The following is a 23590-nucleotide window of genomic DNA, read 5'->3' on the forward strand; positions in this document are numbered from 1 at the left end:
ATAACTTTCTATAGGCAATCACGGCAGCCATGAAATTTACAACTTATACAACTTTTCCTGAACAAACATCTAATGAATCTTTGTGGGTTTTAGTTGATTCAGAACAGCTACAAAGCAACCTCAATATATATCAAATCAATAACCTAGAAAGTATTCTTACGGCGACTCAATATAAAGCTAACTTCAATGAGACACTGCCATTATTTGGTCAGCTTAGCACTCAACCTCACAGCCAACTACTTGGTTTAGGAAAAGCAGCTGAACTTCAAGCAGTTAAGTTAGCAAAATTGGCACAAACCATTATCAAATCGACACAAAATAAATTTAGGCATATCGCAATTGATATTGCTGCATTACCTGTCGAATACCATTATTTATTTGCATTAAGCTTAACTCAAGCAGCTTATGGTTATGATGAGTTTAAATCGAAAAAAAATGAATTTGTGTTACAACAAGTTGATTTAATTAGTCCACATACTAGCCTTGATGAAAATCAACTTGCTTTAGTACATGCCGTACAATCTGGTCAATCTTTTGCGCGTGACTTAGGTAACCGTCCAGGTAATATCTGTTTCCCTGAATATCTGGCTGAACAGGCTTTAGCTTTAGCAGCAGAATTCCCTGATTTACTCAAAGTGACTGTCTTAAATGAGCAGCAAATGGCTGACTTAGGCATGTATGCTTTCCTTGCTGTGAGTAAAGGATCTGAGCGTCCGGGTCGTATTGTCACTCTTGAATACCAAGCACAGCTTGAACAAGCCCCTGTCGTACTTGTCGGCAAAGGCGTTACTTTTGATACAGGCGGTATTTCTTTAAAACCAGGCCTTGGCATGGATGAAATGAAATTCGATATGTGTGGAGCAGCCTCTGTACTCGGCACGATTCGCGCACTATGTGAAGCACGCCTTCCAATCCATGTGGTGGGCGCGATTGCAGCAGCAGAAAATATGCCTTCGGGTAAAGCGACCCGTCCAGGCGATATCGTAACGACCATGAGTGGTCAAACGGTTGAAATTTTAAATACTGACGCTGAAGGCCGTTTGGTTCTTTGCGATACGTTAACGTATATCAAACGTTTCAATCCGGCAGTCGTTGTTGATATCGCAACATTAACTGGTGCTTGTGTAGTTGCATTAGGTAAAGTGCTAAGCGGTTTATTCTCTCCTGACGATGCCTTAGCAGCTGAGCTTCAACAAGCAGGTGAGCAGTCATTTGACCGTGTGTGGCGCATGCCAGTGATTGATGATTATCAAGAACTATTGGACTCACCTTTTGCAGACATCGCTAACATTGGTGGACCACATGGTGGTGCAATTACAGCGGCCTGCTTCCTTGAGCGTTTTACTCGTGACTATCGTTGGGCTCACCTAGATGTAGCAGGAACAGCTTGGTTATCAGGTACAGCAAAAGGTGCGACTGGCCGTCCAGTACCACTACTTATGCAATTCTTGGCTAACCGTGTAAATACGAATGGCTAAAGTTAGCTTTTATCTGTTTGAAACCAGTGAAGAACGGCAAGTCGATAGTGCTTGCCGTTTATGTCGAAAGATTTTGCTGAAGCATTCAAACATCTGGTGGTATTGCCCAGATGTACAGTTACAACAAACACTTGATGAAAAATTGTGGAGCTTTGATCCGACCAGTTTCATTGCACATGGGATTGATCAGGCAGACGCCGCCGTATGTATTTCGGCTAAACAACCTTCTGAACAAGGCTGGTTGGTATTTAATTTTAACAATCATGCACTTGAACAAGTGAATCATTTTAGCCACATTATAGAAATTGTTGAAAATAATGAAGCAGCCAAGCAAATTGGCCGAGAAAAATTTAAAATGTATCGTCGTTTAGGTATAGAACCTCGAACCTTTAAATTATAACGCGCTAAAATGTAGATACTGTTGAACAAAGGAGAACTGTGGTGGCATTAAATGTCGGGCAAGATTTTAAAAAAAGATGGTTAAATGCGCCTGAAGCTGTCCGTCATGCCTATCAACAGGATTTGGCACGTATTTGTGATTTATTAGAGCCTCAGACGCCTATTCAACTTTGGGTACTCAATGACGAGAAGGCCCAACTAGAGTCACAGCAAAACATTGAACAAGCTTATGCTGACTTAAAAGCAGAGTTAATCGAACAGGCACGTATTCGTCGTCAGCTTGCTTTAGAAAAGTCTCTTGCAGATAAGCGCGCAATGGAAGCAGCTTATGCTGCTGAATTACAAGCAGACGAAGTTCGTAAATTTAGTGAACAAACAGAAGCTCTACAAGCTTTCCGCAGTCACCTAGAACAAGAAGTTGCAGAACAAACTGCGCGTTATCAGAAAAATCCTGAAACACCAGCAGTTAACTACTCTTCTGGCGTAAAACTTAGTATTACCGATGATCAAATCTTATCTGAGCTTGAAAGTTTACGCATTCGTTTAGAACTTGAAGCTGAGAGCTTAATTGAACAATCTGTAACGGCTTTCCGAGCTAAGCTAAATTCGGCAGCTCAAGAAGAAATTGAGTACATTTTAAAGAATTCTAAGTTTTCTGATGAAAAAATAGAAAAGTAAAGTTTGTAAAACCCTCTTTGTCATCAAAATGACATTTAATTGTCACAAAATGGTCATGCATAATATTCTTTTAGTTCAAATAATTATTAGAATAACGCATGGTTATTTATGAAAATTAATGAGGGTAAAAATGGACATTCCACATCAGATTTCAACGCAACTTGAGCAGCTTAATCAGGGTGAGCAATGGACATTTTCAGCACAAGAACTTTATATGAGTCACAACGACTTTAATTCACTTTCAATCTTGCTTACACGAGCGTCAGAAGAAAAAGGTGAGTTTTCAATTACACGCACCCAGCACAATAAACCATGGGTCGGTACACATTCGGTTACTCTCACCAAGCATTAATTTTTAAAATAAAAAAACCGGAACAAGCGTCCGGTTTTTTTATTTTGGCGATTTAAAATTTTATTTTAAAAAACCATTTTCAGCCAAGAAAGCCATACTAATATTTGACTCGGTCTTCTGTTCAGCAGCTTTATCACCCAGTAATAAACGCTCGATATAACGTGCTAATACATCGACTTCAAGGTTAACTTTGCTACCTACTTGCCATGTTCCAATATTGGTACGTTCTGCTGTGTGTGGAATTAAGTTCAAACTTAAAATATTACCGCGCAAATGGTTAATGGTTAAACTAATACCATCTACAGTTACAGAACCTTTCTCTGCCAAATATTTAGCAAGTTCTACAGGCGCTGTCACTTCATAATAAATTGAGCGAGCATCTTCACGTACTACGGTAATTTCACCTACGCCATCAACGTGACCACTAACAATGTGTCCACCAAAACGGGTTGTCGGCAGCATCGCTTTTTCAACATTGACACGTTGACCCACTTTCCAGTTACCCAAAGTAGTACGGTTTAAACTTTCGCGAGAAACATCTGCTGCGTACCAATTGTCACCCCACTCAATCACGGTGAGACAGATTCCATTGGTTGCAATTGAGTCACCCAAATGTACATCAGACATATCCAAATCGGTTTGAATACGTAAACGCACATCGCCACCTACACTTTGCAGGCTTTCTACTTTACCTAAACTTTCAATAATGCCTGTAAACATGGCTCAATCTCCAAATCTTTTACACTGCTTAAATTGCAGCGCTTACCAAAGTGCGAGCTGCGTACTGTTACCTGAAGTATCTACACCACCTAGCTCGGCAAAGTGGTAAAGCTGGCCTAACAATTGACGTAATGGCGGTCCTGGTTTGGCATGAGTATCGGTAATCACAATAAACTCAAGCACACGTGCGCGCTCTGACTGTCGTTGTTTACTTACGCGATAACGTGGAACATCTTGAGTTAGTAAAGTGACTTTTCCACGCTCCAGATTGGCCATCAGTAGATCTTTTGGCTCAATATTACCATCGGTCGAATAACTGGTCAGAATATAACGTGCATTGATGGTTGAAAGTAATTTTTCATACGCATCTTTTGCATGTTTAGACGAGTTGTACGGACTTGGACGCTCTTTACGCCATGCACGGTCAATACCACTCTTATAGCCTTTGGTATCTGGCGGTGGTAAATCGACTTGATCCCATAACGTCAATGCATTTAAAACGTGGTAGTTACTACTATAAGCATGCTGGTTATAAGGTGGATCAAGATAGGCTACATCTACTTCAAAACCACTCATCTGATTTGCTAAATGCTGAGCATCTACACACCACATTTCAGCAGCTGGACGCTTACGGTCACCAATCTCACAAAAACGGCTAGGTGTGAGCCACAGCAATGATTCAATGCGCTCTAACGCCGTTTGTGTACGTCCGCCCCACCCTTGATGGAAGCTTTTAAATACACCACTGGTATTACTTACAAAACTTGCCGAATAGAGTAATGGTGCGAGCAAAGCACTCATTTCTACATCATTAATTGCGCCTTGTGCCTGCCATGTTGCAATTTGCTGGCGAATCGCATCGATGCGCATACCATTACGACGCTTAAAGAACAAACGGTCACGCGACGGATCGTATACATCATCGTTACGTGGGCAAAGGTTATGCGTTACCCAACCTTTAACCTCAGGCAGCCTATTTAAATAATCGATGGCTTTCTGATATCCACCAAGCTCTTTAAACGCAGGTGCATCGACACAAGCTAAAATCGCATGATTTAACGCATGGCTATAAGGTTCCCAGTCATTCGCAATAACTCGGTAACCGTTTTGACGTGCCAAACGAGACACCACACCACTACCCGCAAAGAAGTCGGCAAAAATCGGAGGATTCTTTTTCTTGCTATTCAGCGTCCCTGTAATTTCCAGAGCTTCTAAAATCAAGTGGAGCAATCGGCGCTTGTTACCTAAGTATGGTACAAGCTGATGAAAAAGATATTCGTCTGTCGTGCGGGCTGCATGACGACGTTTGTGGTAAACCGAAGGCTCTGAATTCATACTTTCTCTTGCGTAGGGATTAACCTTAAGCGTATATCTTGATCAAGTTGTATTACATCAAGAAGTTTAAAACGAAGTTGCTGTGCCATATATTCAAAATCTGCATTGAACATGGCTCTTGCACTTTGCCCCAATAAAGTCGGGGCAACATAACTGATCATTTCATCCACCAAACCTTCTTGTAAAAAGGCGGTAGATAAAGTTGCGCCAGCTTCAACCAACACATCATAAATTTGGTATTGCTTAGATAAGGTCTGTAATAGTGTTTTTAAAGGCTGAATTTCTAATTGTATCACGCCTAAGTCAGCAAGTTCCTGACGATATGGTCCCATCACCATGACAGTTTCAGGATTTTCTAAAATTTTAGCGGTGAGCGGTAAACGCCCTCTCCGATCTAGAATTACTCGTTTTGGCTGAGCAACCGTCTCGATATCAATATTATGGAGTGAACGTACATTAAGCTGGCAATCATCAGCAATTACAGTATCAATGCCTGTAATCACGACGCCTGAAATCGCACGCCAATGTTGAACATCTTGACGGGCAGCAGAACCCGTAATCCACTTCGACTCACCAGATGCCATTGCAGTACGCCCATCTAAACTAGAAGCAACTTTTAAACGCACATATGGCATGCCCGTAGACATCGCTTTTAAAAAGCCTTGATTAAGTTTGGCCGCTAAATCTTCACAAATACCGATTTCTACTTCAATACCAGCATTTCTTAAAATTTGAACACCTTTACCTGCAACAAGCGGGTTTGGGTCGGGACATGCCACAACCACTTTTTTGACCTGTGCCTTTACAAGTGCCTCAGCACACGGAGGTGTTCGTCCATAATGAGCACACGGTTCAAGCGTTACATAAGCGGTTGCACCTTGCGCTTGCTCACCAGCTTCACGTAAGGCAAAAACTTCAGCATGAGGTTGACCAGCTTTCGGGTGAAAACCTTCACCAATGATTTGATTATCTTTGACAATGACACAACCGACATTTGGATTTGGTTTTGTCGAATAGAGTCCTCGTTTGGCAAGTTCAATGGCTTGCTGCATCCAGTACTGATCTTGTTTCAACTCAGACATATAAATCTCAAATATTTAGTGCTCACGTTGTTGCATTTGCTCAATTTGACGGCGAAACGCTTCAACATCCTGAAAGTCTTGATAAACCGAAGCAAAACGAACATAGGCAACGTGGTCAAGTGCAAATAAAGATTGCATGACAATTTCACCAATAGTTCTAGACTTAACATCACGCTCACCTAAACGGCGAATCTGCAATTGAATATCGCTTAGAACCGTTTCGATCTGCTCTTGTGTCACTGGGCGCTTTTGTAAGGCATGCATAAGCGAACGACGTAGCTTCGCCTCATCGAACGGTTCATTTTTTCCATTCGATTTGATCACACGGGGCATCACCACTTCATAGCTTTCAAAAGTGGTAAAACGTTCACCGCAACTTACACACTCACGACGTCGACGAATCTGACAACCTTCTGCGGCTAGACGCGAATCGATGACTTTACTATCTGCGGCGTTGCAAAATGGACAATGCATAGCGGACTTAATAGGGTCAATTACTTTGACCTAGTGTAGCAAAATTTCTACACTTACAGAACCAGCATTCTATGAGACAAAAAAACAGTCCTGAGCAAGATCAAAGCATCGCTTTGATCACAGCGCAAGACTGTTCTTTATAAGACAGTTATATTACGAATTATTCAATACGTTCGCCATGTTGGCTTAAATCCAGACCCATACGTTCATCATCGGCATTAACACGCAGACCAATCACAATATCAATCACTTTAAGAATAATGAAGGTTGCAATACCGCTGTAAACCATAGTTGCCAATACGCCCTCAACTTGTACCCACAATTGACCTGCAAATGTTGGAGCTAAAGTTACACTAGCTGCTTTGATGATTTCATCACTATAGAACACGCCAGTTAAAATTGCGCCGACAATACCACCTACTGCATGTAAGCCAAAGGCATCCAATGCATCATCCGCTTTAAGTAAACGTTTAAGTGCTGTAATACCCCAGAAGCAGACCACACCACCAATTAAGCCCATCACTAAAGCTCCGCCGACACCGACGAAACCAGCTGCTGGTGTAATCACAACCAAACCAGCCACAGCACCAGATGCACCACCTAATACAGAAGCTTTACCACGAATCATACGTTCTACAACCAACCAAGAGAACGCAGCAGCAGCGGCAGCAACTTGAGTAACAAGAATTGCCATACTTGCACGAGCACCAGCGCCTAACGCACTACCACCATTGAAGCCGAACCAACCTACCCAAAGTAAGCTTGCACCGATTACAGTTAAAGTTAAGTTATGCGGTGCCATAGATTCACGGCCAAGGCCAATACGTTTACCAAGCATGTAAGCTGCGACTAAACCAGCAACACCAGAGTTGATATGTACAACTGTACCACCAGCAAAATCTAATGCGCCTGCTTTAAATAACCAACCATCTGTTGCCCACACCCAGTGAGTAATTGGCGCATAAACCACAAGTACCCAAATTGTAATAAAGGCCATGAAAGCTGAATATTTCATACGATCAGCAATCGAACCACTCAAAATTGCGACGGTAATGATGGCAAAAGTCATTTGGAAAATAACAAACAAGCTTTCAGGAATTGTTCCACTTAGTGCATTAAAGCCTACACCATTGAGCATAGCTTTAGACAAGTCACCAAAGTATGCACCTGTGCCAGAGAACGCGATTGAATAACCCGCAATCACCCAAAGCAAACTTACCAAAATTGCAGCAGAAAGGCTGAACATCATGGTACTTAAGACGTTTTTCTTACGGACCATACCGCCGTAGAATAATGCCAAGCCAGGAATCGTCATCAACAGTACTAAAGCTGTTGACACTAAAATCCAAGATGTATCGCCGGTATCGAGTTTTGGTGTCGGTGCTGGAGCTGCCGGAGTTACTGCGGCGGCTGGTGCTGCTGCAGTTGTTGCAGGAGCTGCAGACGTTGATGTTGCTGTAACCTCAGATGTCGGTGTTGTTACAGTCTCTTCTGCCCAAGCGGCAGTACCACCCAAAAGTGCGCCTGTTAGACTCAGCGCCATAAGCATTTTTTTCATTCGTGTCCCCCAACCTCATTTGCGAGCTATTTATTGCTCAGCAAGCTTTGTGCCAATTTAGACAGCATCTGGTCCTGTTTCACCCGTACGGATACGGATGACTTGTTCCAGGTTAGTCACAAAAATCTTACCGTCGCCGATTTTCCCAGTGCTTGCCACACGAGTAATTGACTCAATTACTGCGTCGACCATTTCATCGCTAATCGCAATTTCGATTTTTACTTTAGGTAAGAAATCAACCACATACTCCGCGCCGCGGTAAAGTTCTGTATGCCCTTTTTGACGACCAAAACCTTTAACTTCAGTTACGGTAATCCCTTGTACACCAATGTCAGAGAGTGCTTCACGCACATCATCCAATTTAAACGGTTTTACAATTGCAGTTACAAGCTTCATGTTTGTTTCCTTCGGCTTCTTTTCACCAGTAAGGTTTTATGTTCAATTTTCATGCCAATATTTCAAAGGTTGGAGGAGATGAATCTTTTGCATGAGCTTTCTTTATAACCTATTTAGTTATCAAGATGTAGATGAGCTACTAAAAATAAAATGAATTTGCAGTCCTGTTTTTATTTCGTTTTATCGTTATCCCATATGGAAAAGCCGAGAAGCCTATATCCGAGGTTCAAGCAGTGTTAAACTGGCAAGCATAAGGTAATACAACAGTTTGGATATCTCATGCTAGAAACTCTATTACAGGCTATTTTGGAACAAATTGACGAGCCTAAAAAAGATTTAGAAAAAAACTTACGTGCATTATTAAATGAAACTGTCGAGAAATTAGACCTCGTATCTAAACAAGAAATCGAAAGACAAAAAACTGCACTTCATTTAGCCAACCAACGTTTAGAAGAGCTACAAAAACAAGTGAGTCTATTAGAAGAAACTTTAAAGAATAAAAAATAAGCACCAATGTAGCGCACTTATACTTTACAACGATTAAAAATTAAGCACCATAATGGAACAATAAGATGTCTTTTTCTAAAATTTATACTCGGGGACTTTTAGGTTTGCATGCCCCTCTCATTGAAGTAGAGGTGCATGTGAGTCAAGGCTTACCCTCTCTGACGATTGTCGGGCTAGCTGAAGCGGCAGTGAGGGAAAGTAAAGACAGAGTTCGCTCAGCCATTATTAATAGTGGATTTCAGTTTCCGACTAAACGGCTGACCATTAATCTTGCTCCCGCAGATTTGCCCAAAGATGGTTCACGTTTAGATTTACCGATTGCATTAGGGATATTAATTGCCTCAGGTCAACTCCCAGAGAACTGCACAGAAGACTTTGAATTTATTGGAGAGTTAGCACTAGATGGTCATGTAAGACCAGTTTCAGGCGCTTTAACTTTGGCCATGGCATGCCAGCAAGCTCAGCATAAAATTGTTTTACCCCAAGATAATAGTCAGGATATTAGTCATTTACCAAATCTTGAGTGTTATCCGGTGAGTCATTTAAAAGAAGTTTGTGAACACTTTTTAGGAAATACTAAGCTATCTCAGGTGCAATCATCTTCCCGCTCAAATGACATGCCGTATAAATTTGACCTTGCAGATGTAAAAGGTCAGCTACGCCCACGTCGTGCACTGGAAATTGCAGCCGCTGGAGGGCACTCCTTGCTCTTTAAAGGACCACCGGGCACAGGGAAGACTTTACTCGCCTCACGTCTTCCTTCAATTTTGCCACCACTTTCTACTCAAGAAACTCTTGAAGTTGCTAGTATTTATTCAATTTCAAATACGCCCCATACTTTTGGGCAGCGTCCTTTTCGTGCACCCCATCATACAGCATCAGCAATTGCACTAGTTGGGGGCGGTTCTCATCCCAAACCGGGTGAAATTACATTATCCCACTTAGGTGTTCTATTCTTAGATGAGTTGCCCGAGTTTGATCGCAAAGTATTAGAAGTCTTACGCCAGCCGCTCGAGTCAAAAGAAATTATTATTTCTCGTGCAGCCCAGCAAATTACTTATCCTGCAAACTTTCAGCTCATTGCAGCCATGAACCCCTGCCCATGTGGTTATGCATTTAATCAAGACAGTCGTTGTCAGTGTTCACCAGAGAGTATTAAACGTTATCAAAATCGTATATCAGGACCTTTACTTGACCGTATCGATTTACATATTGATGTACCACCTTTAAAAGCTCAGGAACTACAAGATCCAACGCCTGTTGAAGGTTCTACGGCTGTAAGACAGCGTGTAATTTCAGCTTATGAACAACAAATGCAAAGACAAAATTGTTTAAATCAAGCGCTTTCGCCTAAACAATTAGAGCAGTTCGCTATTCTGGATGACACGTCACAGCGAATGATTGAAATGGCTCAGCAGCGTTTAAATTTATCTGCACGTGCTTATCATCGGGTTTTACGAGTAGCACGGACCATTGCCGATTTGGCTCAAAGTGAGATGATTCAAAGTCCTCATCTCACAGAAGCACTCTCTTATCGAGGCAATCATTCTTAAAATAAAAAAGCGGATCGTGTATCCGCTTTTTTAATATATATGAGTTGTTCATTAAAGAATTTATTAAAGCCTATATAAAAAGGCAAAAAGAGGATGCTATGAAAATTTTGGCTATCTCGGGTAGTGCAAGAAAAGTATCTACCAATACAGCGCTATTAAAAGCAATGAAGGATATAGCACCGTCCAGTATTGAGTTTTCAGTTTTCGATCAAATTAATAGTCTTCCTATCTTTTCTCCAGATAATGAAGGAGAAAAAACGCCTACTGTAGTGGAAGATTTCATCAAATCGGTTTCTGACGCAGATGGTATTATTATCTCAAGTCCTGAATATATTCGTTGTATTCCAGGTGGTCTTAAAAATGCAATTGACTGGATGGTTTCCCGTACCGAAATCATAGACAAGCCCATTGTTCTAGTTCATGCATCTAGTCGCGGTGACGACATGTTAGTTTCTTTAAGAAGAGTACTTTCGACAGTGAGCAGCAACTTTTTTGAAGATTTATTTTTACGCTTCTCTCTTCTTAGCAAATCGCCTGAACAAATTTTTGAAATGCTACATACTGAAGAATATAAGTCACAAGTTACACCGTTCCTGCTTAGCTTTGTCTCAGAAATTCAAAAGTATCACGATCAATTAGAGTGAACTTTCTTAAAATGAAATAGCGGATTATGAGTTCATTGTTCTTTTATTAAGAATCTCATTTAGCTTCTCGATTAAAGCAGTAATTTCTTTCTCTGATAAAGCAGCAAAACCCAAGCGAATACAACAATTAGAAGACCCAATTTGTTTAAACTTATGCTCTGTATCAATATTGAGTTCTTTTAATTTTATAAGCTGATCTTGAGTAAATGGTTTCTGGAACTTCACCCATAAAGCCATTCCACCCGCAGGTGGGTGTATCTGAATAGACTCAGCAAAAACTCGCTGAAACTCAGCTAAGGCATGGTCACGGCGTAGTTGATATATTTTTTTCATTTTACGGATGTGTCGTTTGATCTCCCCTCGCTGCATTAAATCTGCTAACGCAAGTTCCGTAATGTTATTACCTTGCCGATCAATCAATAAAATATCTTCAGTAATGGATTGAATGATTGGTGAAGATGCCACGATGTAACCCAAGCGAATACCGGGTGCAAAAACTTTAGACAATGAACCCACATGAATGACTAATTCAGAATGAGGCAAACTTGCTAAGGGCGGCATAGGCCGACTGTCATAGTGAAATTCATGGTCATAGTCATCTTCAATAATATAAAAACCCCATTTTTTTGAAAGCTCTAAGAGTTGGAGACGACGGCTCATTGGCATAGTAACGGTTGTAGGGTACTGATGATGTGGCGTTGTATAAATTGCTGCAACCGAGTGTTCGTTTAAAATCCGTTCTAAATCATCAAGGACAATACCTTGTTCATCTAATTTGACAGAAACGACCTGAAAACCATTTGATTGGAACGCTTTAACAGCAGATGGGTAATACAGCTCTTCAACGACAATAACACCCTGCCGATTAGGTAATGCACGAGATGCAAGAAAAATTCCCATCTGGCTACCACGTACAACACAGATCTCATCTTCGGCAACATTCATAAAACGTTCCATCGATAGCATTTGTTGTAAGGCTTGTCTTAACTCAATCATACCTCGTGGGTCACCATATCCCATGTATTGATTTTGCGTAATTTTAATCAGTGCATGTCGATAGGCTCGTGAAAATAATTCGTAGGGAATAAGCCGTGGATCTGGCACACCATCGTTATGTGGGTATAAGGCAGCTTCTTGAATAATCGGCTTATCATTAAATTTTCGCTCAGATACTAGCTCTATTTGAAACTGTTTTTCTGGCAAAACATCTGCCACAAATGTGCCTTTTCTGGGACGAGTCACCAGCCATCCTTGTGCTTCTAATTCTTCATAGACTGCTTGTACTGTTTTTCTATTAATCCCTAGTTCTTTTGACAAGCTACGAGACCCTGGCAACATAGTCCCTTGCATCAAACGGCCACTTAAAATTTCCTGACTAATCAAGTTAGTAAGCTTTAAAAAAACTGTTTTTTCTTCTCTTTCATCGATACGAAAATGTACTTGCCAAGGTCTTAGCATATTCGCCCCATCTGGACCATATAACTTATAAAAACTGGATGTATTGATTCATCCAGTTATTTTCTATTCTGCCTTCACCTACTTAATTTGGTCAACTGGACTGGAGAAGAGATGAAGACTGCTTCTGTAAACAAACAAGACCTGATGCAACACGCACAGCAAGACATGCAAAAGTGGATTAGCGACTCAGATTTAACTGAACGTCAAAAGCTTGCACTCACTTGTCGTATTTTATTTGATCATGGGCATGATGCTGGTTTAGCAGGCCAAATTACATGTCGTAGTGAAAATAAAGAGGCCTTTATTACCCAACGTTTCGGTTTAGGTTTTGATGAAATTACTGCCTCAAATTTACTTGAGGTGAATCAAGATTTAGAACCCATCAATCAAGAAGGAATGGCAAACCCAGCCAACCGTTTTCACACATGGATTTATAAAGAACATCCCGAAGTGAACTGCATTATCCATACTCATCCTACCCATGTAGCGGCCCTATCGATGCTACAGATTCCGCTCATGATTTCCCAAATGGATGTTTGCGCACTCTACGAAGACTGCTCATTTGTAGGTCATTGGCCAGGTGTCCCTGTAGGTAATGAAGAAGGTATTTTGATTTCTTCTGCACTTGGTAAAAACCGTGCTGTTTTGCTGTCTCATCATGGTCAACTGGTTACAGGAAAAACCATTGAAGAAGCCTGCAACTTGGCGCTTTTAATTGAACGCGCAGCTCAACTGCAACTTTTAGCCATGTCTGCTGGGCAAATTCAGCCGATCCCATACGATTTAGCCACAGAAGCTCATGACTGGGTATCTACCGATAAACGCAACAAAGTGAACTTTGCTTACTACGCACGTAAAACTTTGAAAAAACATTCTGACTGTATTTAAAAAGAGACTTCAACCATGAAACTAAACGGCATTATTGGCTACCCTGTTACCCCATTTTCTGATGACAACACCATTAATCTTCCTGTTTTAAAACAGATGCTGGATTTGCTTATTGAAAATGGCTGCGACGCAATTGCGCCTTTAGGCAGTACAGGCGAAAGCGCTTATCTTGAATGGGATGAATGGTGCTTAGTCGCAAAAACTTCAATTGAAAGTATTAATAAACGCTTACCCGTCATTATTGGAATTTCAGAACTCACCACTGATCAAGCCATCAAAAAGGCGCAAATCGCGCAAAGCTATGGTGCAGACGCAGTTATGGTGATTCCTGTATCGTACTGGAAGCTAACAGACCAAGAGATTTTTGAATATTACCAAGCGATTGCTCAGGCAACGACTTTACCGATTATGGTGTATAACAACCCTGCAACGAGTGGTGTTGATATGTCTCCAGAGTTAATTGTTCGTATGTTTAACAACATTGCAAACATCACGATGGTGAAAGAAAGTAGCGGTGATATTCAGCGCATGCATAAAATTCAGGAACTCTCAAAAGGAGAACTCCCATTTTATAACGGCTGCAACCCTCTAGCTTTAGAAGCCTTATGTGCAGGAGCAAGCGGTTGGTGTACAGCAGCACCAAACCTGTTAGGTCAGCAACCTCAACAGCTTATTCAACACGTCAAAAATGGTGATTTAAGTCAGGCCCAGAAGTCATTTTACCAACAACTTCCTTTACTGCGCTTTATCGTAAATGGTGGATTACCAAAAACAATTAAAGCAGGTTTACAGCTACAAGGTATTTCTGCAGGCTTACCACGTAAACCTTTATCTAAAGCCACGGATGTTGAGCTTAACCAGTTAAAACGATTACTTTCTGAAATAGAAAATTAAATAAAAAAAGCGGGTTATTTACCCGCTTTTCTACAGCATAAACTTAGAAAGTTTTAGTTAAACTAAACACTAAGCCAGCGTCATAAGGTTTTTTCTGAGCATCGGTCATACCAGAAGTACTCACATCGGTACCCACTACGTCTAGCTCAGCCAAAATACCTAAGATGTTACGGTTTACACCAACTTTATAATCGATATAGCTGTCGTCCGTACCAGGACCACCCGCAACTACAGCTAAAGCTTCTTTATTTTTAAATTTGTTATAACCAACTGATGCAAGTCCGGTAAATCCAGTGTTTGCAATTGGCGCTGAATAGCCAACGTTAAAATACCAGAACTGTTTAGAGTTAGCCCAATAATCATTTGAATAGTTAACGCCTACACTAAGTGCATCGCCTTTAAATAAAGAGTCGGCAAACGTTAACTTACCGTACACTTCATTAAAATCTAATCCGTTTTTGCCATCGTAACCGATACCATTACGGTCAAAACTATGGCCCGAACCAATGTAACCATAATGGATTACACCTACATCATAAGTTGGTGCAAGTTTATCGGATAACTTTAAAGTATTGGTATAACCCAAAGCGACATCTGTTTCAGTTGAGTTGCCTGTTACGCCAAAATCAACACTCGAGCCCCAAAGTGATAAATAAGCACCTGATTTATGAGTAAAAGTAAAACCGCCTTGAATGGCAGGGTTATTTGAGGATTGGGTAACACCACGGAAACGATAGTCTGTGGTCGCTGCTACACTACCCGTTGTCGTGATTCCGTAAAAAGATGATGGAGCATTTTCAGCCATAACCATGGTTGAACCTGCCGTGAGTACGCCGAATGCTACTGCTTTAAGTGCAAATTTCATCATTTTGATCTCCCCCACAATGAACGCACGATTTAATTGAATTAAACAAATTTTGTTACTTAAGCTTTAGCAATTGCTGTGCCAAGTCCATATTTCGTATCGCCCTGTTGCATGAGTTTTGAAATCAAATTCTTTTTAAAGTAAAAATATCGCCTAACGCTTATAAAAATATATTTATAAAAAACAATGCAATAAAATAAAGTTATTACAAAGCTAAAAATGCTCAACATAGAAAAACCCCTTATCGGAAATTATTACCGAGCTTAGAAGTATTCATTTGATGTGCGTAAATTTTCTATTTAGATCTAAAGCCGAGATATAAAAAGTATGTAAATTATTGAGGACCGCACTTGTAATGATCTGTGAGTGAGCATTTTTACTTACTTCATTTCTTTATTTATTTCTGAGTTAAAACTGGTGAACTATTTTGGGTCTTTTTTAAGCGAGAATATAAACAAAAAGAGTACTGCACAGAATTTACGCAAAATATCGCACTAATTTTGATCAGCTCAATTAAATTGTATTGGCTTTTTATAACAATCCATTCTTATACATTACACTTTAAAAAAAATGTTATATTGTAACAATTTAAAGGATGTTTAAAATAAATCGTTGAAAAAATCAACTCAAAACAAGGTTAAAAAGTAAACATATCCAGCAAAAATGGATAAAAAACGAACACAAGAATCAACTATTTTTTGAAGTTTGAATATAAAATAAATGGTAAAAATCAACTAAAAAATAAATTACTTTTTTTATTTTAAACAATAGATTAAGTATAAAAGGCTAATAGTAAATTTACTAAATAACCAGTAGCACATTAATCAATTTCTGCATAGCATATATAAAATAAAATCAACAAAAATATATCTTTTTTATAGATTACTTATACAATTGATGGAAATCCTAGGCCCTGAACTATAACAAGGCACAGGATTTATCGTTTTTATGAGGTTCTTTAAATATGCTAAATGCACAAAAACTTACATTAGCAGTTCTCATTTCTGCGGCAATAATTTCCTCAGCTCAGGCAAGCGAGCAAAGTGAGGCAAAAGGATTTGTTGAAGATGCGAACGGTTCTATTCTCTTCCGTACAGGTTATCTAACTCGCGACAAAAAACAGGGCGCGAAAGATACTAGCTCAGTTGCTCAATCGGCAATTGTAAATCTTGAATCTGGCTTTACCCCTGGTATTGTTGGTTTCGGTGTAGGCGTTGTTGGTGACGGTTCATTTAAAATCGGTGAAAATAATCATGCCGGCAACCAAATGATTCCTAAGCACAATGATGGTTCAGCTTATGACCATTGGGGTCGTGGTGGCGGTAGCGTTAAAGCTCGTTTCTCAAATACGACTGTACGCTACGGTACTCAAGTACTCGATTTACCAGTTTTAGCAAGTAATACTGGCCGTATGGTTCCTGAATACTTTACAGGTACTTTATTAACAAGCCATGAAATCAAGAATCTTGAATTAGTTGCTGGTAAATTCACTAAAGACCAAATGTCTGATCAAATTAATACCGATGCTGATGCTTCTGGCAGAGGTCTTGATCGTGCAATTGTTTGGGGCGGTAAATATAAGTTCAATGACAACTTAAATGCCTCTTACTATGGCTTAGACAGCAAAAATGCGCTTGAACGCCATTATGCTAATGTGAACTTTAAACAGCCTCTAACTAAAGACAGTTCATTAACTTATGATTTTAGTGGCTACCACACTAAGTTTGATGCAAATGCACACACTTATTCAGCAACTGGAGCAGTAGCACCGAATTATGGTGACACTGGTGTAGCTGGCGAAGAAAAGACTAATAATATTTGGGCAGTTTCAGGAACTTATGCAACTGGCCCACACAGTGTGATGCTTGCTTACCAACAAAACACTGGTAATGTTGGTTATGACTACGGTCAAAATGCTGATGGTTTCCAAAGTATTTATTTACCAAACTCTTATATGTCTGATTTCATCGGTAACCACGAGAAATCTGCACAAATTCAATACAACGTTGATTTCGGTAAATTAGGTGTATTACCTGGTTTGAACTGGACAACTGCATTTGTATACGGTTGGGACATCAAAGTTCGTAATGTAACTGACGATGCTCAAGAGCGCGAATTCTTCAACCAAGTAAAATACACAGTACAAAGTGGTTTTGCTAAAGATGCAAGCCTTCGTATTCGTAACTCTTACTACCGTGCAAGTGATGCTTACCAATCTAATGCGTACATCGGTGATACAAACGAATGGCGTATCTTCCTTGATATTCCTGTGAAATTATTCTAATTCATAGATCTATCAAGCATAAAAAAACCTACCTCTGGCAACACAGGTAGGTTTTTTATTGAGCCTAGAATATCAATTGTGACACTCTAGGCTCATAAAATCAGAGCTTATTTAGCAGCTTCGATTGCTTTCAATACTTCAGCTTTAGCAACGTCAGCACCTTCCCAACCGCTGATTTTTACCCATTTTCCTGGTTCTAAATCTTTGTAGTGGCTGAAGAAATGCTCAACTTGGCTAATTAACAATGGAGGAAGATCTGTATATTCCTTCACGTCTTTGTAAAGTGGAGATAATTTCTCGTGTGGAACCGCGATTAATTTCGCGTCGATACCACCGTCATCTTCCATGTTTAATTTACCAACTGGACGGCAACGAATTACAGAACCAGCAGCAACAGGATGTGGAGTTACAACAAGTACGTCTAATGGGTCGCCATCTTCAGACAAAGTATTTGGTACATAACCATAGTTTGCTGGATAGAACATTGCTGTGCCCATGAAACGGTCTACAAACAATGCATCAGAATCTTTGTCAATTTCATATTTAATTGGCGCTGCATTTGCAGGAATTTCAATGATGACATAGATGTCATTTGGTGCATCTTTACCTGCTGGGATATTGCTGTAACTCATATCAATACTCTTTCGTTATGAAGTCAGATGTAAAATCCACTCGATTATAACGTGGATATCATCAAAATGATGCCGATTATACAATGCGCACACGCGAAAGTTGATATGAATGGTGACAGAATGACACTCAAGTCAGCTTAATTGTCACGATCAATAAAAATATTGGGCATAACAATGATAAAAACCAGACAATCGAACGCAAAGTTGCCCAATTACTTAAGTAACAAATGCCATAAATCACGCGCAAAATAATATATGCCCAGCCCAATCTCAGAATAAAGTACTCAGGCACCACCATATATTCAGCCATCAAAATAGCTGTTAAAAATAAAGGTAAACTTTCAAAACTGTTTTGTTGTACTGCATTTGCCCGAGCAGCGATACCCTTTGTATTAGCGAGAAAATCTCTTGGGTTATGATTATCCGAGGGCTGAAAACCACCCTTAAATTTTGCAATTACGGTAAATGCGTATGGCAGCAAACATGCCACTAAAATAATATAGATAATGCTGCTGATGCCGTGCATAGTGCCATCCATCACTGAAAATACTGTTGATCATGCTATCATAACTCATCGTTTTTACCTGAAATTTTATGCAATCGCATGTCATCACTGATTTATAGGGCTATGTATGCAACAACCTGATCAAAAAGAATTGCTCGAGGTCTTAGAAAAGCAAAAGAAGAACCAGCTTCAGGTAGATCTTATCTTCAAAATTGTATTACCCATTGTCGCTTTTTTATTGAGTGTAATTTGTGCGAATTTTAATTGGCAATCGACACTGGGTACCTTTGTCATTTTGACAATTACTTTTATTGCGGTGGGTGTCAAAAGACTTCCTTTATGGCATTGGCTCATTGTAGTTACCGTATATTGTCTTATAGATAATTATCTCAGTTATGGCCAACTTGACTTATCTCACTTACGCTTACAACTTGGCACAATGATTGTTTTTGTGGGTATGGTGGGAATCGGCCGTCCTTATGTAGACCGCTGGTTTATGAAAAGCCACTAAATAAAAAAGCGCCCTACGGCGCTTTTTTTAATCACTAACGATTAAGCAGGTTTACGTAAGTCTTTACGTAAAATTTTACCTACATTTGATTTTGGTAATTCATCCATAAACTCAACATAACGAGGGCGTTTGTAGCCTGTTAAGTTTTCTTTAGCAAAGTTCAAAATTTCTTCTGTAGTTAAGCTTGGATCTTTTTTCACAATAAAGAGTTTTGGCACTTCACCTGATTTTTCATCTGGAACACCAATTGCAGCAACTTCCAAAACTTTTGGATGTTTAGCAATAACTTCTTCAATTTCACTTGGGTAAACGTTAAAGCCTGAAACCAAAATCATATCTTTTTTACGGTCTACAATTTTTGTATATCCACGGCTGTCCATTACACCAATGTCACCAGTACGGAAGAAACCATCGGCTGTCATCACTTTAGCGGTCTCATCTGGACGGTTCCAATAGCCCTTCATCACTTGCGGACCACGGATTGAGATTTCGCCTTGTTCACCTAAAGGTACTTCTTTACCATCATCATCTAAAATAGCAACTTCTGTTAAAGGTAATGGAATACCAATCGTGCCACTAAATTCAGTAGAAGCTGGAGGGTTTGCAGTCGCTACCGGAGAAGTTTCCGATAAACCGTAACCTTCAATAATGGTTGTGCCCGTAATTTTCTTCCAAGCTTCTGCTGTAGAAGGCAGAACTGCCATACCACCACCCATCGCCATTTTTAAATTGCTATGGTCAAGCTGCTTAAACTCTTCATTATTCACTAAGGCATTAAATAACGTATTTACTGCTGGGAAGAAAGAAGGTTGATATTTACGTAATTCCTTAATCACAGCTGGTAAATCACGTGGGTTTGGAATCAAGATATTTGCCTGCCCTTTGTACATACCGTACATCGCACAAACCATGAACGCAAAAATATGGTAAAGCGGTAATGCACAAACAATGCGATCGCCTTTAGCGCCCTCATTTACACCAAATTTACTTTGGAAAATACCGTCACACTGTAAAAGGTTAGCAACTAAATTACGGTGAGTCAGCTCAGCACCTTTTGAAACGCCCGTTGTACCACCCGTATATTGAAGCACGGCAGTATCACTTAAAGTTAAAGTCGGGCGCTTATAATTGCTTGGATTTTCTTTATTCAATGCGCTGTTAAACTTAACATGGCCAGGAATGTTCCAAGCTGGAATTTGTTTACGCACTTTGCGTAAAACAAAGTTCACTAAAGTACCTTTTAGTGTTCCTAACATGTCTCCAACAGAAGCAACCACGACGTGTTTGACCGGAGTTTTTCCTAAAATACTTTGGTAAACACTCGCAAAGTTCTCAATAATGACAAGAACTTCAGCACCTGAATCATTTAACTGATGCTCAAGCTCACGCGCAGTATACAGCGGGTTAACATTCACTAAAATCAAGCCAGCACGGAAAACCGCCAATGCCACGACAGGATACTGCAATACGTTTGGCATCATTACTGCAACGCGCGTACCTTTTGCTAACCCCAAATTTTGCAAATAGGTCGCGAACTTACGGCTTGCAAGTTCCAACTCGTTAAATGACATGGCTTTATCCATAAAGATAAAGGCATCACGAGAACCAAATTTTTGGAAATTACGCTCAAAAATATCAACAAGTGAGGTATTTTCTGCAGGCAATGCTACTGTTTCTGGAATCCCTGTCTTTTGGTATTCTGCAAACCAAATCTTTTCCATAATGCCATTATCTCCGATTCGTAATCCTTAGTAATAACTGTTATTCAATGCCCCAGCTATTCTTTAGCTTCTTGGTGCCAGAACATATTTAAAACTTATTGGCACATTCATGACACTTTCGAACAAGATTATGAGACAGAAGTTTTGACAATTTGACCCTGCCAAATTTTTTGCATGGAGTACAAATTATGTACTCCAAATTGCTGCCCTTTTAATCATTATTCCATACCAACAAGTTCAGTTCATTGCTTGAACTTGTTGCCATATATAGCGTATTTATGTTGCCAGACGCTAGCTTTATCTCTGAATCAACAGTTTATTTGCTTTTTGATATCCACGTGGTAAGAGCTGACCTTTCGAAGCACGTTTACCCATGTATTTTTGTAGATCATCACCTTTTAATTTTAGATGTTGTTGACCTGCAACCACCTGAATTATTTCATCTAAGTTCAGGGTTGTCATGGATAAAATCTGCTCTTTGGCTTCAAGTTGTATCAACTTATTACCTTTACCTTTATTTAAATTTGGTAGTTCTGCCAAATCTAAAATTAACAAACGTCCTGCCGAGCTCAGCACAGCCAAATGCGTCATGTTTTGGGCAGAGATGAGCGGTAAAGCTTTTGCCTTATCAGGTACCGTTAAGAATGTCTTACCAGCTTTAGCATTGGTATCTAATTGTTTAACTTGAGTTTTAAAACCATAACCCGATGAACTTGCAGCAATCAGTTCAGATTCTTCATCATCTAAATAAGCCTGAATAAACGCTACACCACTTGCTGGAGACAGTTTCGAACTTAATGGATCGCCTAAGCCTCTGGCTGAAGGTAAGCTGCTAATTGGTAAGGCATAACTACGCCCTGTTTCATCAAGGAAGTAAACCCGTTGATTGGTTTTACCTACAGCATGGCTTAAATATTGGTCCCCTGCACGGTAATTCAGGTTTTCAGCATCAACATCTGCGCCTTTTGCCGCACGAACCCAACCTGCTTCAGACAACACAACGGTTACCGTTTCAGCTGGCATTAGATCTTGTTCTTTAATTTGAACCGCTTCAGCACGTGCAACAATTGGAGAACGGCGTTCGTCACCAAACTTTTTCGCGTCTTCTTTTAATTCACCAATAATCAGATTTTTTAGAGATTCAGGATTTTCCAACTGTTCACGAATAATGGCAGCTTTCGCAGAAAGCTCATCTTGTTCATGACGGATTTCCATCTCTTCAAGCTTTGCCAAGTGACGTAATTTAAGTTCTAAAATCGCTTCAGCCTGTATCTCATCAATATTGAAATGTTCCATCAATACTGGCTTAGGCTGATCTTCTTCACGAATAATGCGAATAACAGTATCAATATCGAGATAAGCAATTAAAAGACCTGCCAAAATATGTAGGCGCTTTTCAATACGGTTTAAATGATACTGCAAACGACGAGTGACCGTATTTTTACGAATCTCAATCCATTCAAGCAAAATACGACGAATTGATTTCACCTGAGGGCGACCATCTTCGCCAATCATGTTCAAATTGACACGATAGCTTGACTCTAAATCGGTGGTCGCAAATAAGTGACTCATCACCGCTTCAGCATCGATACGGTTAGAGCGCAATACAATCACGAGTCGTGTTGGGTTTTCATGATCTGACTCATCACGTATATCCACCACCAAAGGCAGCTTTTTCGCCTGCATCTGGTCAGCAATTTGGGTAATCACTTTAGAACCAGAGACTTGATATGGTAGCTCAGTGATTACGATTTCATGCTTTTCAACGGTATAAACCGCTCGCATGCGGTAACTACCACGACCAGTCGTCTGGATTTTAAGTAGCTCTTCTGGCGGAGTAATAATTTCAGCTTTGGTTGGTAAATCTGGCGCCGGAATATATTCAGCTAATTTTTCGTCTGAAGTTTGCGGGTTACGGATTAAAGCAATTGTCCCCTTCACAACTTCACGTAAATTATGCGGAGGAATATCGGTCGCCATACCCACAGCGATACCCGTTGTACCATTCAAAAGAATATTCGGTACACGTGCAGGTAAGGTAATCGGTTCTTTTAAAGAACCATCAAAGTTATCTTGCCATTCACTGGTACCCTGACCTAATTCACTCAGCAACAACTCGCTATAAGCCGAAAGTTTAGCTTCGGTATAACGCATCGCAGCAAATGACTTAGGGTCATCGGGTGAACCCCAGTTACCTTGACCTTCAATTAAAGGATAGCGATAACTAAATGGCTGAGCCATGAGTACCATGGCTTCGTAACATGCCGAGTCGCCATGTGGATGGTATTTACCAAGTACATCACCCACTGTACGCGCTGATTTTTTTGGCTTGCCACTATTTTTTAAGCCTAGCTCGCTCATGGCATAGACAATACGGCGCTGTACAGGCTTTAAGCCATCACTGATATGCGGCAATGCACGGTCCATAATGACGTACATGGCATAATTCAAGTAAGCCTGTTCAGTAAATTCGGCTACAGAGCGGTTTTCTGTCGCATGATGCGCAAGGCTGGTCATAGTCAGCTTATCTTCCAAATCAGTCGTTATTTTAAGTGTGTATTATGCTAAGTGGGCTATGTTACAGACACAAGAGGGACTCTGTCACCTGAGCGTCAAATTATGTCTTATCTCTCTATATTTTTAGTTACTTGCTATA

General features: G+C 40.2%; 23 protein-coding genes. 11 read left to right on the forward strand and 12 right to left on the reverse strand.

Translation table 11 applies throughout. The features are described 5' to 3' along the window. Positions 1 to 29 precede the first annotated feature (29 nt). From RMA95_RS09125 to RMA95_RS09140, 4 genes are all read left to right on the forward strand, one after another. Positions 30 to 1478, forward strand: coding sequence for a leucyl aminopeptidase (locus tag RMA95_RS09125; protein ID WP_311070220.1), 1449 nt, complete (start codon positions 30 to 32; stop codon positions 1476 to 1478). Next, positions 1471 to 1878, forward strand: a complete 408-nt coding sequence (locus RMA95_RS09130) for a DNA polymerase III subunit chi (protein WP_006581179.1) — start codon at positions 1471 to 1473, stop codon at positions 1876 to 1878. Before RMA95_RS09125 ends, RMA95_RS09130 begins: the two co-directional genes overlap by 8 nt. Positions 1879 to 1916: 38 nt before the next feature. Continuing rightward, positions 1917 to 2555: a hypothetical protein gene (locus RMA95_RS09135; protein WP_022575135.1), complete on the forward strand. Its 639-nt coding sequence runs from the start codon at positions 1917 to 1919 to the stop codon at positions 2553 to 2555. Positions 2556 to 2685: 130 nt separating this feature from the next. Continuing rightward, positions 2686 to 2907 carry a hypothetical protein gene (locus RMA95_RS09140; RefSeq protein ID WP_311070221.1) on the forward strand — a complete coding sequence of 74 codons (222 nt, stop codon included), beginning with the start codon at positions 2686 to 2688 and terminating at the stop codon, positions 2905 to 2907. 60 nt (positions 2908 to 2967) lie between these two features. Here RMA95_RS09140 and RMA95_RS09145 read toward each other — a convergent pair whose 3' ends face one another. From RMA95_RS09145 to glnK, 6 genes are all read right to left on the reverse strand, one after another. After that, a complete protein-coding gene (locus RMA95_RS09145; RefSeq protein ID WP_004710964.1) occupies positions 2968 to 3627 on the reverse strand; it encodes a riboflavin synthase in 660 nt (219 codons plus the stop codon). Between the two features lie 42 nt (positions 3628 to 3669). Beyond that, positions 3670 to 4962 carry a DNA adenine methylase gene (locus RMA95_RS09150; protein ID WP_001083669.1) on the reverse strand — a complete coding sequence of 431 codons (1293 nt, stop codon included), beginning with the start codon at positions 4960 to 4962 and terminating at the stop codon, positions 3670 to 3672. Further along, positions 4959 to 6044, reverse strand: coding sequence for a bifunctional diaminohydroxyphosphoribosylaminopyrimidine deaminase/5-amino-6-(5-phosphoribosylamino)uracil reductase RibD (gene ribD / locus RMA95_RS09155; RefSeq protein WP_311070223.1), 1086 nt, complete (start codon positions 6042 to 6044; stop codon positions 4959 to 4961). Before ribD ends, RMA95_RS09150 begins: the two co-directional genes overlap by 4 nt. 15 nt (positions 6045 to 6059) lie before the next feature. Beyond that, positions 6060 to 6518: a transcriptional regulator NrdR gene (gene nrdR / locus RMA95_RS09160; protein ID WP_000543541.1), complete on the reverse strand. Its 459-nt coding sequence runs from the start codon at positions 6516 to 6518 to the stop codon at positions 6060 to 6062. A 160-nt stretch (positions 6519 to 6678) separates the two neighbouring features. Then, positions 6679 to 8076, reverse strand: a complete 1398-nt coding sequence (locus tag RMA95_RS09165; protein WP_311070224.1) for an ammonium transporter — start codon at positions 8074 to 8076, stop codon at positions 6679 to 6681. Between the two features lie 57 nt (positions 8077 to 8133). Beyond that, entirely contained in the window at positions 8134 to 8472 is a 339-nt protein-coding gene (glnK, locus tag RMA95_RS09170; RefSeq protein ID WP_000780326.1) for a P-II family nitrogen regulator, read from the reverse strand. A 279-nt stretch (positions 8473 to 8751) separates the two neighbouring features. Here glnK and RMA95_RS09175 point away from each other — a divergent pair, with 279 nt between their 5' ends. From RMA95_RS09175 to RMA95_RS09185, 3 genes are all read left to right on the forward strand, one after another. Continuing rightward, positions 8752 to 8979 carry an accessory factor UbiK family protein gene (locus RMA95_RS09175; RefSeq protein ID WP_002048939.1) on the forward strand — a complete coding sequence of 76 codons (228 nt, stop codon included), beginning with the start codon at positions 8752 to 8754 and terminating at the stop codon, positions 8977 to 8979. Positions 8980 to 9044: 65 nt separating this feature from the next. Then, positions 9045 to 10532 (forward strand): YifB family Mg chelatase-like AAA ATPase, encoded by a 1488-nt coding sequence (locus RMA95_RS09180; protein WP_311070226.1) that lies wholly within the window; start codon positions 9045 to 9047, stop codon positions 10530 to 10532. 98 nt (positions 10533 to 10630) lie between these two features. Next, positions 10631 to 11176, forward strand: coding sequence for an NADPH-dependent FMN reductase (locus RMA95_RS09185; RefSeq protein ID WP_263612733.1), 546 nt, complete (start codon positions 10631 to 10633; stop codon positions 11174 to 11176). A 24-nt stretch (positions 11177 to 11200) separates the two neighbouring features. Here RMA95_RS09185 and RMA95_RS09190 read toward each other — a convergent pair whose 3' ends face one another. Then, positions 11201 to 12634, reverse strand: coding sequence for a PLP-dependent aminotransferase family protein (locus RMA95_RS09190; RefSeq protein WP_311070227.1), 1434 nt, complete (start codon positions 12632 to 12634; stop codon positions 11201 to 11203). Positions 12635 to 12745: 111 nt separating this feature from the next. Here RMA95_RS09190 and RMA95_RS09195 point away from each other — a divergent pair, with 111 nt between their 5' ends. Together RMA95_RS09195 and RMA95_RS09200 are read left to right on the forward strand one after the other, a co-directional pair. Continuing rightward, on the forward strand, positions 12746 to 13522 hold the full coding sequence (locus RMA95_RS09195; RefSeq protein ID WP_311070229.1) for an aldolase: 777 nt from the start codon (positions 12746 to 12748) through the stop codon (positions 13520 to 13522). A 15-nt stretch (positions 13523 to 13537) separates the two neighbouring features. Then, positions 13538 to 14416: a dihydrodipicolinate synthase family protein gene (locus RMA95_RS09200; protein ID WP_311070230.1), complete on the forward strand. Its 879-nt coding sequence runs from the start codon at positions 13538 to 13540 to the stop codon at positions 14414 to 14416. 43 nt (positions 14417 to 14459) lie between these two features. On the opposite strand, the gene RMA95_RS09205 is transcribed toward RMA95_RS09200, so the two are convergent. Next, positions 14460 to 15284 (reverse strand): TorF family putative porin, encoded by an 825-nt coding sequence (locus tag RMA95_RS09205; RefSeq protein ID WP_311070231.1) that lies wholly within the window; start codon positions 15282 to 15284, stop codon positions 14460 to 14462. A 961-nt stretch (positions 15285 to 16245) separates the two neighbouring features. Between RMA95_RS09205 and RMA95_RS09210 the strand changes: the two genes are divergently transcribed. Continuing rightward, positions 16246 to 17565 carry an OprD family porin gene (locus RMA95_RS09210; RefSeq protein WP_263612728.1) on the forward strand — a complete coding sequence of 440 codons (1320 nt, stop codon included), beginning with the start codon at positions 16246 to 16248 and terminating at the stop codon, positions 17563 to 17565. Positions 17566 to 17672: 107 nt separating this feature from the next. Here RMA95_RS09210 and ppa read toward each other — a convergent pair whose 3' ends face one another. After that, a complete protein-coding gene (ppa, locus tag RMA95_RS09215) occupies positions 17673 to 18197 on the reverse strand; it encodes an inorganic diphosphatase (RefSeq protein ID WP_002121243.1) in 525 nt (174 codons plus the stop codon). A 127-nt stretch (positions 18198 to 18324) separates the two neighbouring features. Next, positions 18325 to 18723 carry an MAPEG family protein gene (locus RMA95_RS09220; protein WP_213064718.1) on the reverse strand — a complete coding sequence of 133 codons (399 nt, stop codon included), beginning with the start codon at positions 18721 to 18723 and terminating at the stop codon, positions 18325 to 18327. A 106-nt stretch (positions 18724 to 18829) separates the two neighbouring features. Here RMA95_RS09220 and RMA95_RS09225 point away from each other — a divergent pair, with 106 nt between their 5' ends. After that, positions 18830 to 19213 (forward strand): hypothetical protein, encoded by a 384-nt coding sequence (locus RMA95_RS09225; RefSeq protein ID WP_311070232.1) that lies wholly within the window; start codon positions 18830 to 18832, stop codon positions 19211 to 19213. A gap of 41 nt (positions 19214 to 19254) precedes the next feature. Here RMA95_RS09225 and RMA95_RS09230 read toward each other — a convergent pair whose 3' ends face one another. Continuing rightward, a complete protein-coding gene (locus RMA95_RS09230) occupies positions 19255 to 20934 on the reverse strand; it encodes a long-chain-fatty-acid--CoA ligase (protein ID WP_311070233.1) in 1680 nt (559 codons plus the stop codon). Positions 20935 to 21231: 297 nt separating this feature from the next. Beyond that, positions 21232 to 23451, reverse strand: coding sequence for a DNA topoisomerase IV subunit A (gene parC, locus RMA95_RS09235; protein WP_263612725.1), 2220 nt, complete (start codon positions 23449 to 23451; stop codon positions 21232 to 21234). Positions 23452 to 23590 lie beyond the last annotated feature (139 nt).

It is taken from the genome of Acinetobacter sp. V110_1, from assembly GCF_031798975.1.
GTDB classification, from domain to species: domain Bacteria; phylum Pseudomonadota; class Gammaproteobacteria; order Pseudomonadales; family Moraxellaceae; genus Acinetobacter; species Acinetobacter nosocomialis_A.

What these genes read in the sequence shown, in the direction of transcription:
- glnK (WP_000780326.1), bottom strand. Translation starts at nt 8,472, where the DNA reads ATGAAGCTTGTAACTGCAATTGTAAAACCGTTTAAATTGGATGATGTG.
- RMA95_RS09230 (WP_311070233.1), bottom strand. Translation starts at nt 20,934, where the DNA reads ATGGAAAAGATTTGGTTTGCAGAATACCAAAAGACAGGGATTCCAGAA.
- RMA95_RS09145 (WP_004710964.1), bottom strand. Translation starts at nt 3,627, where the DNA reads ATGTTTACAGGCATTATTGAAAGTTTAGGTAAAGTAGAAAGCCTGCAA.
- parC (WP_263612725.1), bottom strand. Translation starts at nt 23,451, where the DNA reads ATGACCAGCCTTGCGCATCATGCGACAGAAAACCGCTCTGTAGCCGAA.
- nrdR (WP_000543541.1), bottom strand. Translation starts at nt 6,518, where the DNA reads ATGCATTGTCCATTTTGCAACGCCGCAGATAGTAAAGTCATCGATTCG.
- RMA95_RS09225 (WP_311070232.1), top strand. Translation starts at nt 18,830, where the DNA reads ATGCAACAACCTGATCAAAAAGAATTGCTCGAGGTCTTAGAAAAGCAA.
- ppa (WP_002121243.1), bottom strand. Translation starts at nt 18,197, where the DNA reads ATGAGTTACAGCAATATCCCAGCAGGTAAAGATGCACCAAATGACATC.
- RMA95_RS09205 (WP_311070231.1), bottom strand. Translation starts at nt 15,284, where the DNA reads ATGATGAAATTTGCACTTAAAGCAGTAGCATTCGGCGTACTCACGGCA.
- RMA95_RS09190 (WP_311070227.1), bottom strand. Translation starts at nt 12,634, where the DNA reads ATGCTAAGACCTTGGCAAGTACATTTTCGTATCGATGAAAGAGAAGAA.
- RMA95_RS09125 (WP_311070220.1), top strand. Translation starts at nt 30, where the DNA reads ATGAAATTTACAACTTATACAACTTTTCCTGAACAAACATCTAATGAA.
- RMA95_RS09165 (WP_311070224.1), bottom strand. Translation starts at nt 8,076, where the DNA reads ATGAAAAAAATGCTTATGGCGCTGAGTCTAACAGGCGCACTTTTGGGT.
- RMA95_RS09140 (WP_311070221.1), top strand. Translation starts at nt 2,686, where the DNA reads ATGGACATTCCACATCAGATTTCAACGCAACTTGAGCAGCTTAATCAG.
- RMA95_RS09180 (WP_311070226.1), top strand. Translation starts at nt 9,045, where the DNA reads ATGTCTTTTTCTAAAATTTATACTCGGGGACTTTTAGGTTTGCATGCC.
- RMA95_RS09185 (WP_263612733.1), top strand. Translation starts at nt 10,631, where the DNA reads ATGAAAATTTTGGCTATCTCGGGTAGTGCAAGAAAAGTATCTACCAAT.
- RMA95_RS09210 (WP_263612728.1), top strand. Translation starts at nt 16,246, where the DNA reads ATGCTAAATGCACAAAAACTTACATTAGCAGTTCTCATTTCTGCGGCA.
- RMA95_RS09130 (WP_006581179.1), top strand. Translation starts at nt 1,471, where the DNA reads ATGGCTAAAGTTAGCTTTTATCTGTTTGAAACCAGTGAAGAACGGCAA.
- ribD (WP_311070223.1), bottom strand. Translation starts at nt 6,044, where the DNA reads ATGTCTGAGTTGAAACAAGATCAGTACTGGATGCAGCAAGCCATTGAA.
- RMA95_RS09175 (WP_002048939.1), top strand. Translation starts at nt 8,752, where the DNA reads ATGCTAGAAACTCTATTACAGGCTATTTTGGAACAAATTGACGAGCCT.
- RMA95_RS09200 (WP_311070230.1), top strand. Translation starts at nt 13,538, where the DNA reads ATGAAACTAAACGGCATTATTGGCTACCCTGTTACCCCATTTTCTGAT.
- RMA95_RS09195 (WP_311070229.1), top strand. Translation starts at nt 12,746, where the DNA reads ATGAAGACTGCTTCTGTAAACAAACAAGACCTGATGCAACACGCACAG.
- RMA95_RS09220 (WP_213064718.1), bottom strand. Translation starts at nt 18,723, where the DNA reads ATGCACGGCATCAGCAGCATTATCTATATTATTTTAGTGGCATGTTTG.
- RMA95_RS09150 (WP_001083669.1), bottom strand. Translation starts at nt 4,962, where the DNA reads ATGAATTCAGAGCCTTCGGTTTACCACAAACGTCGTCATGCAGCCCGC.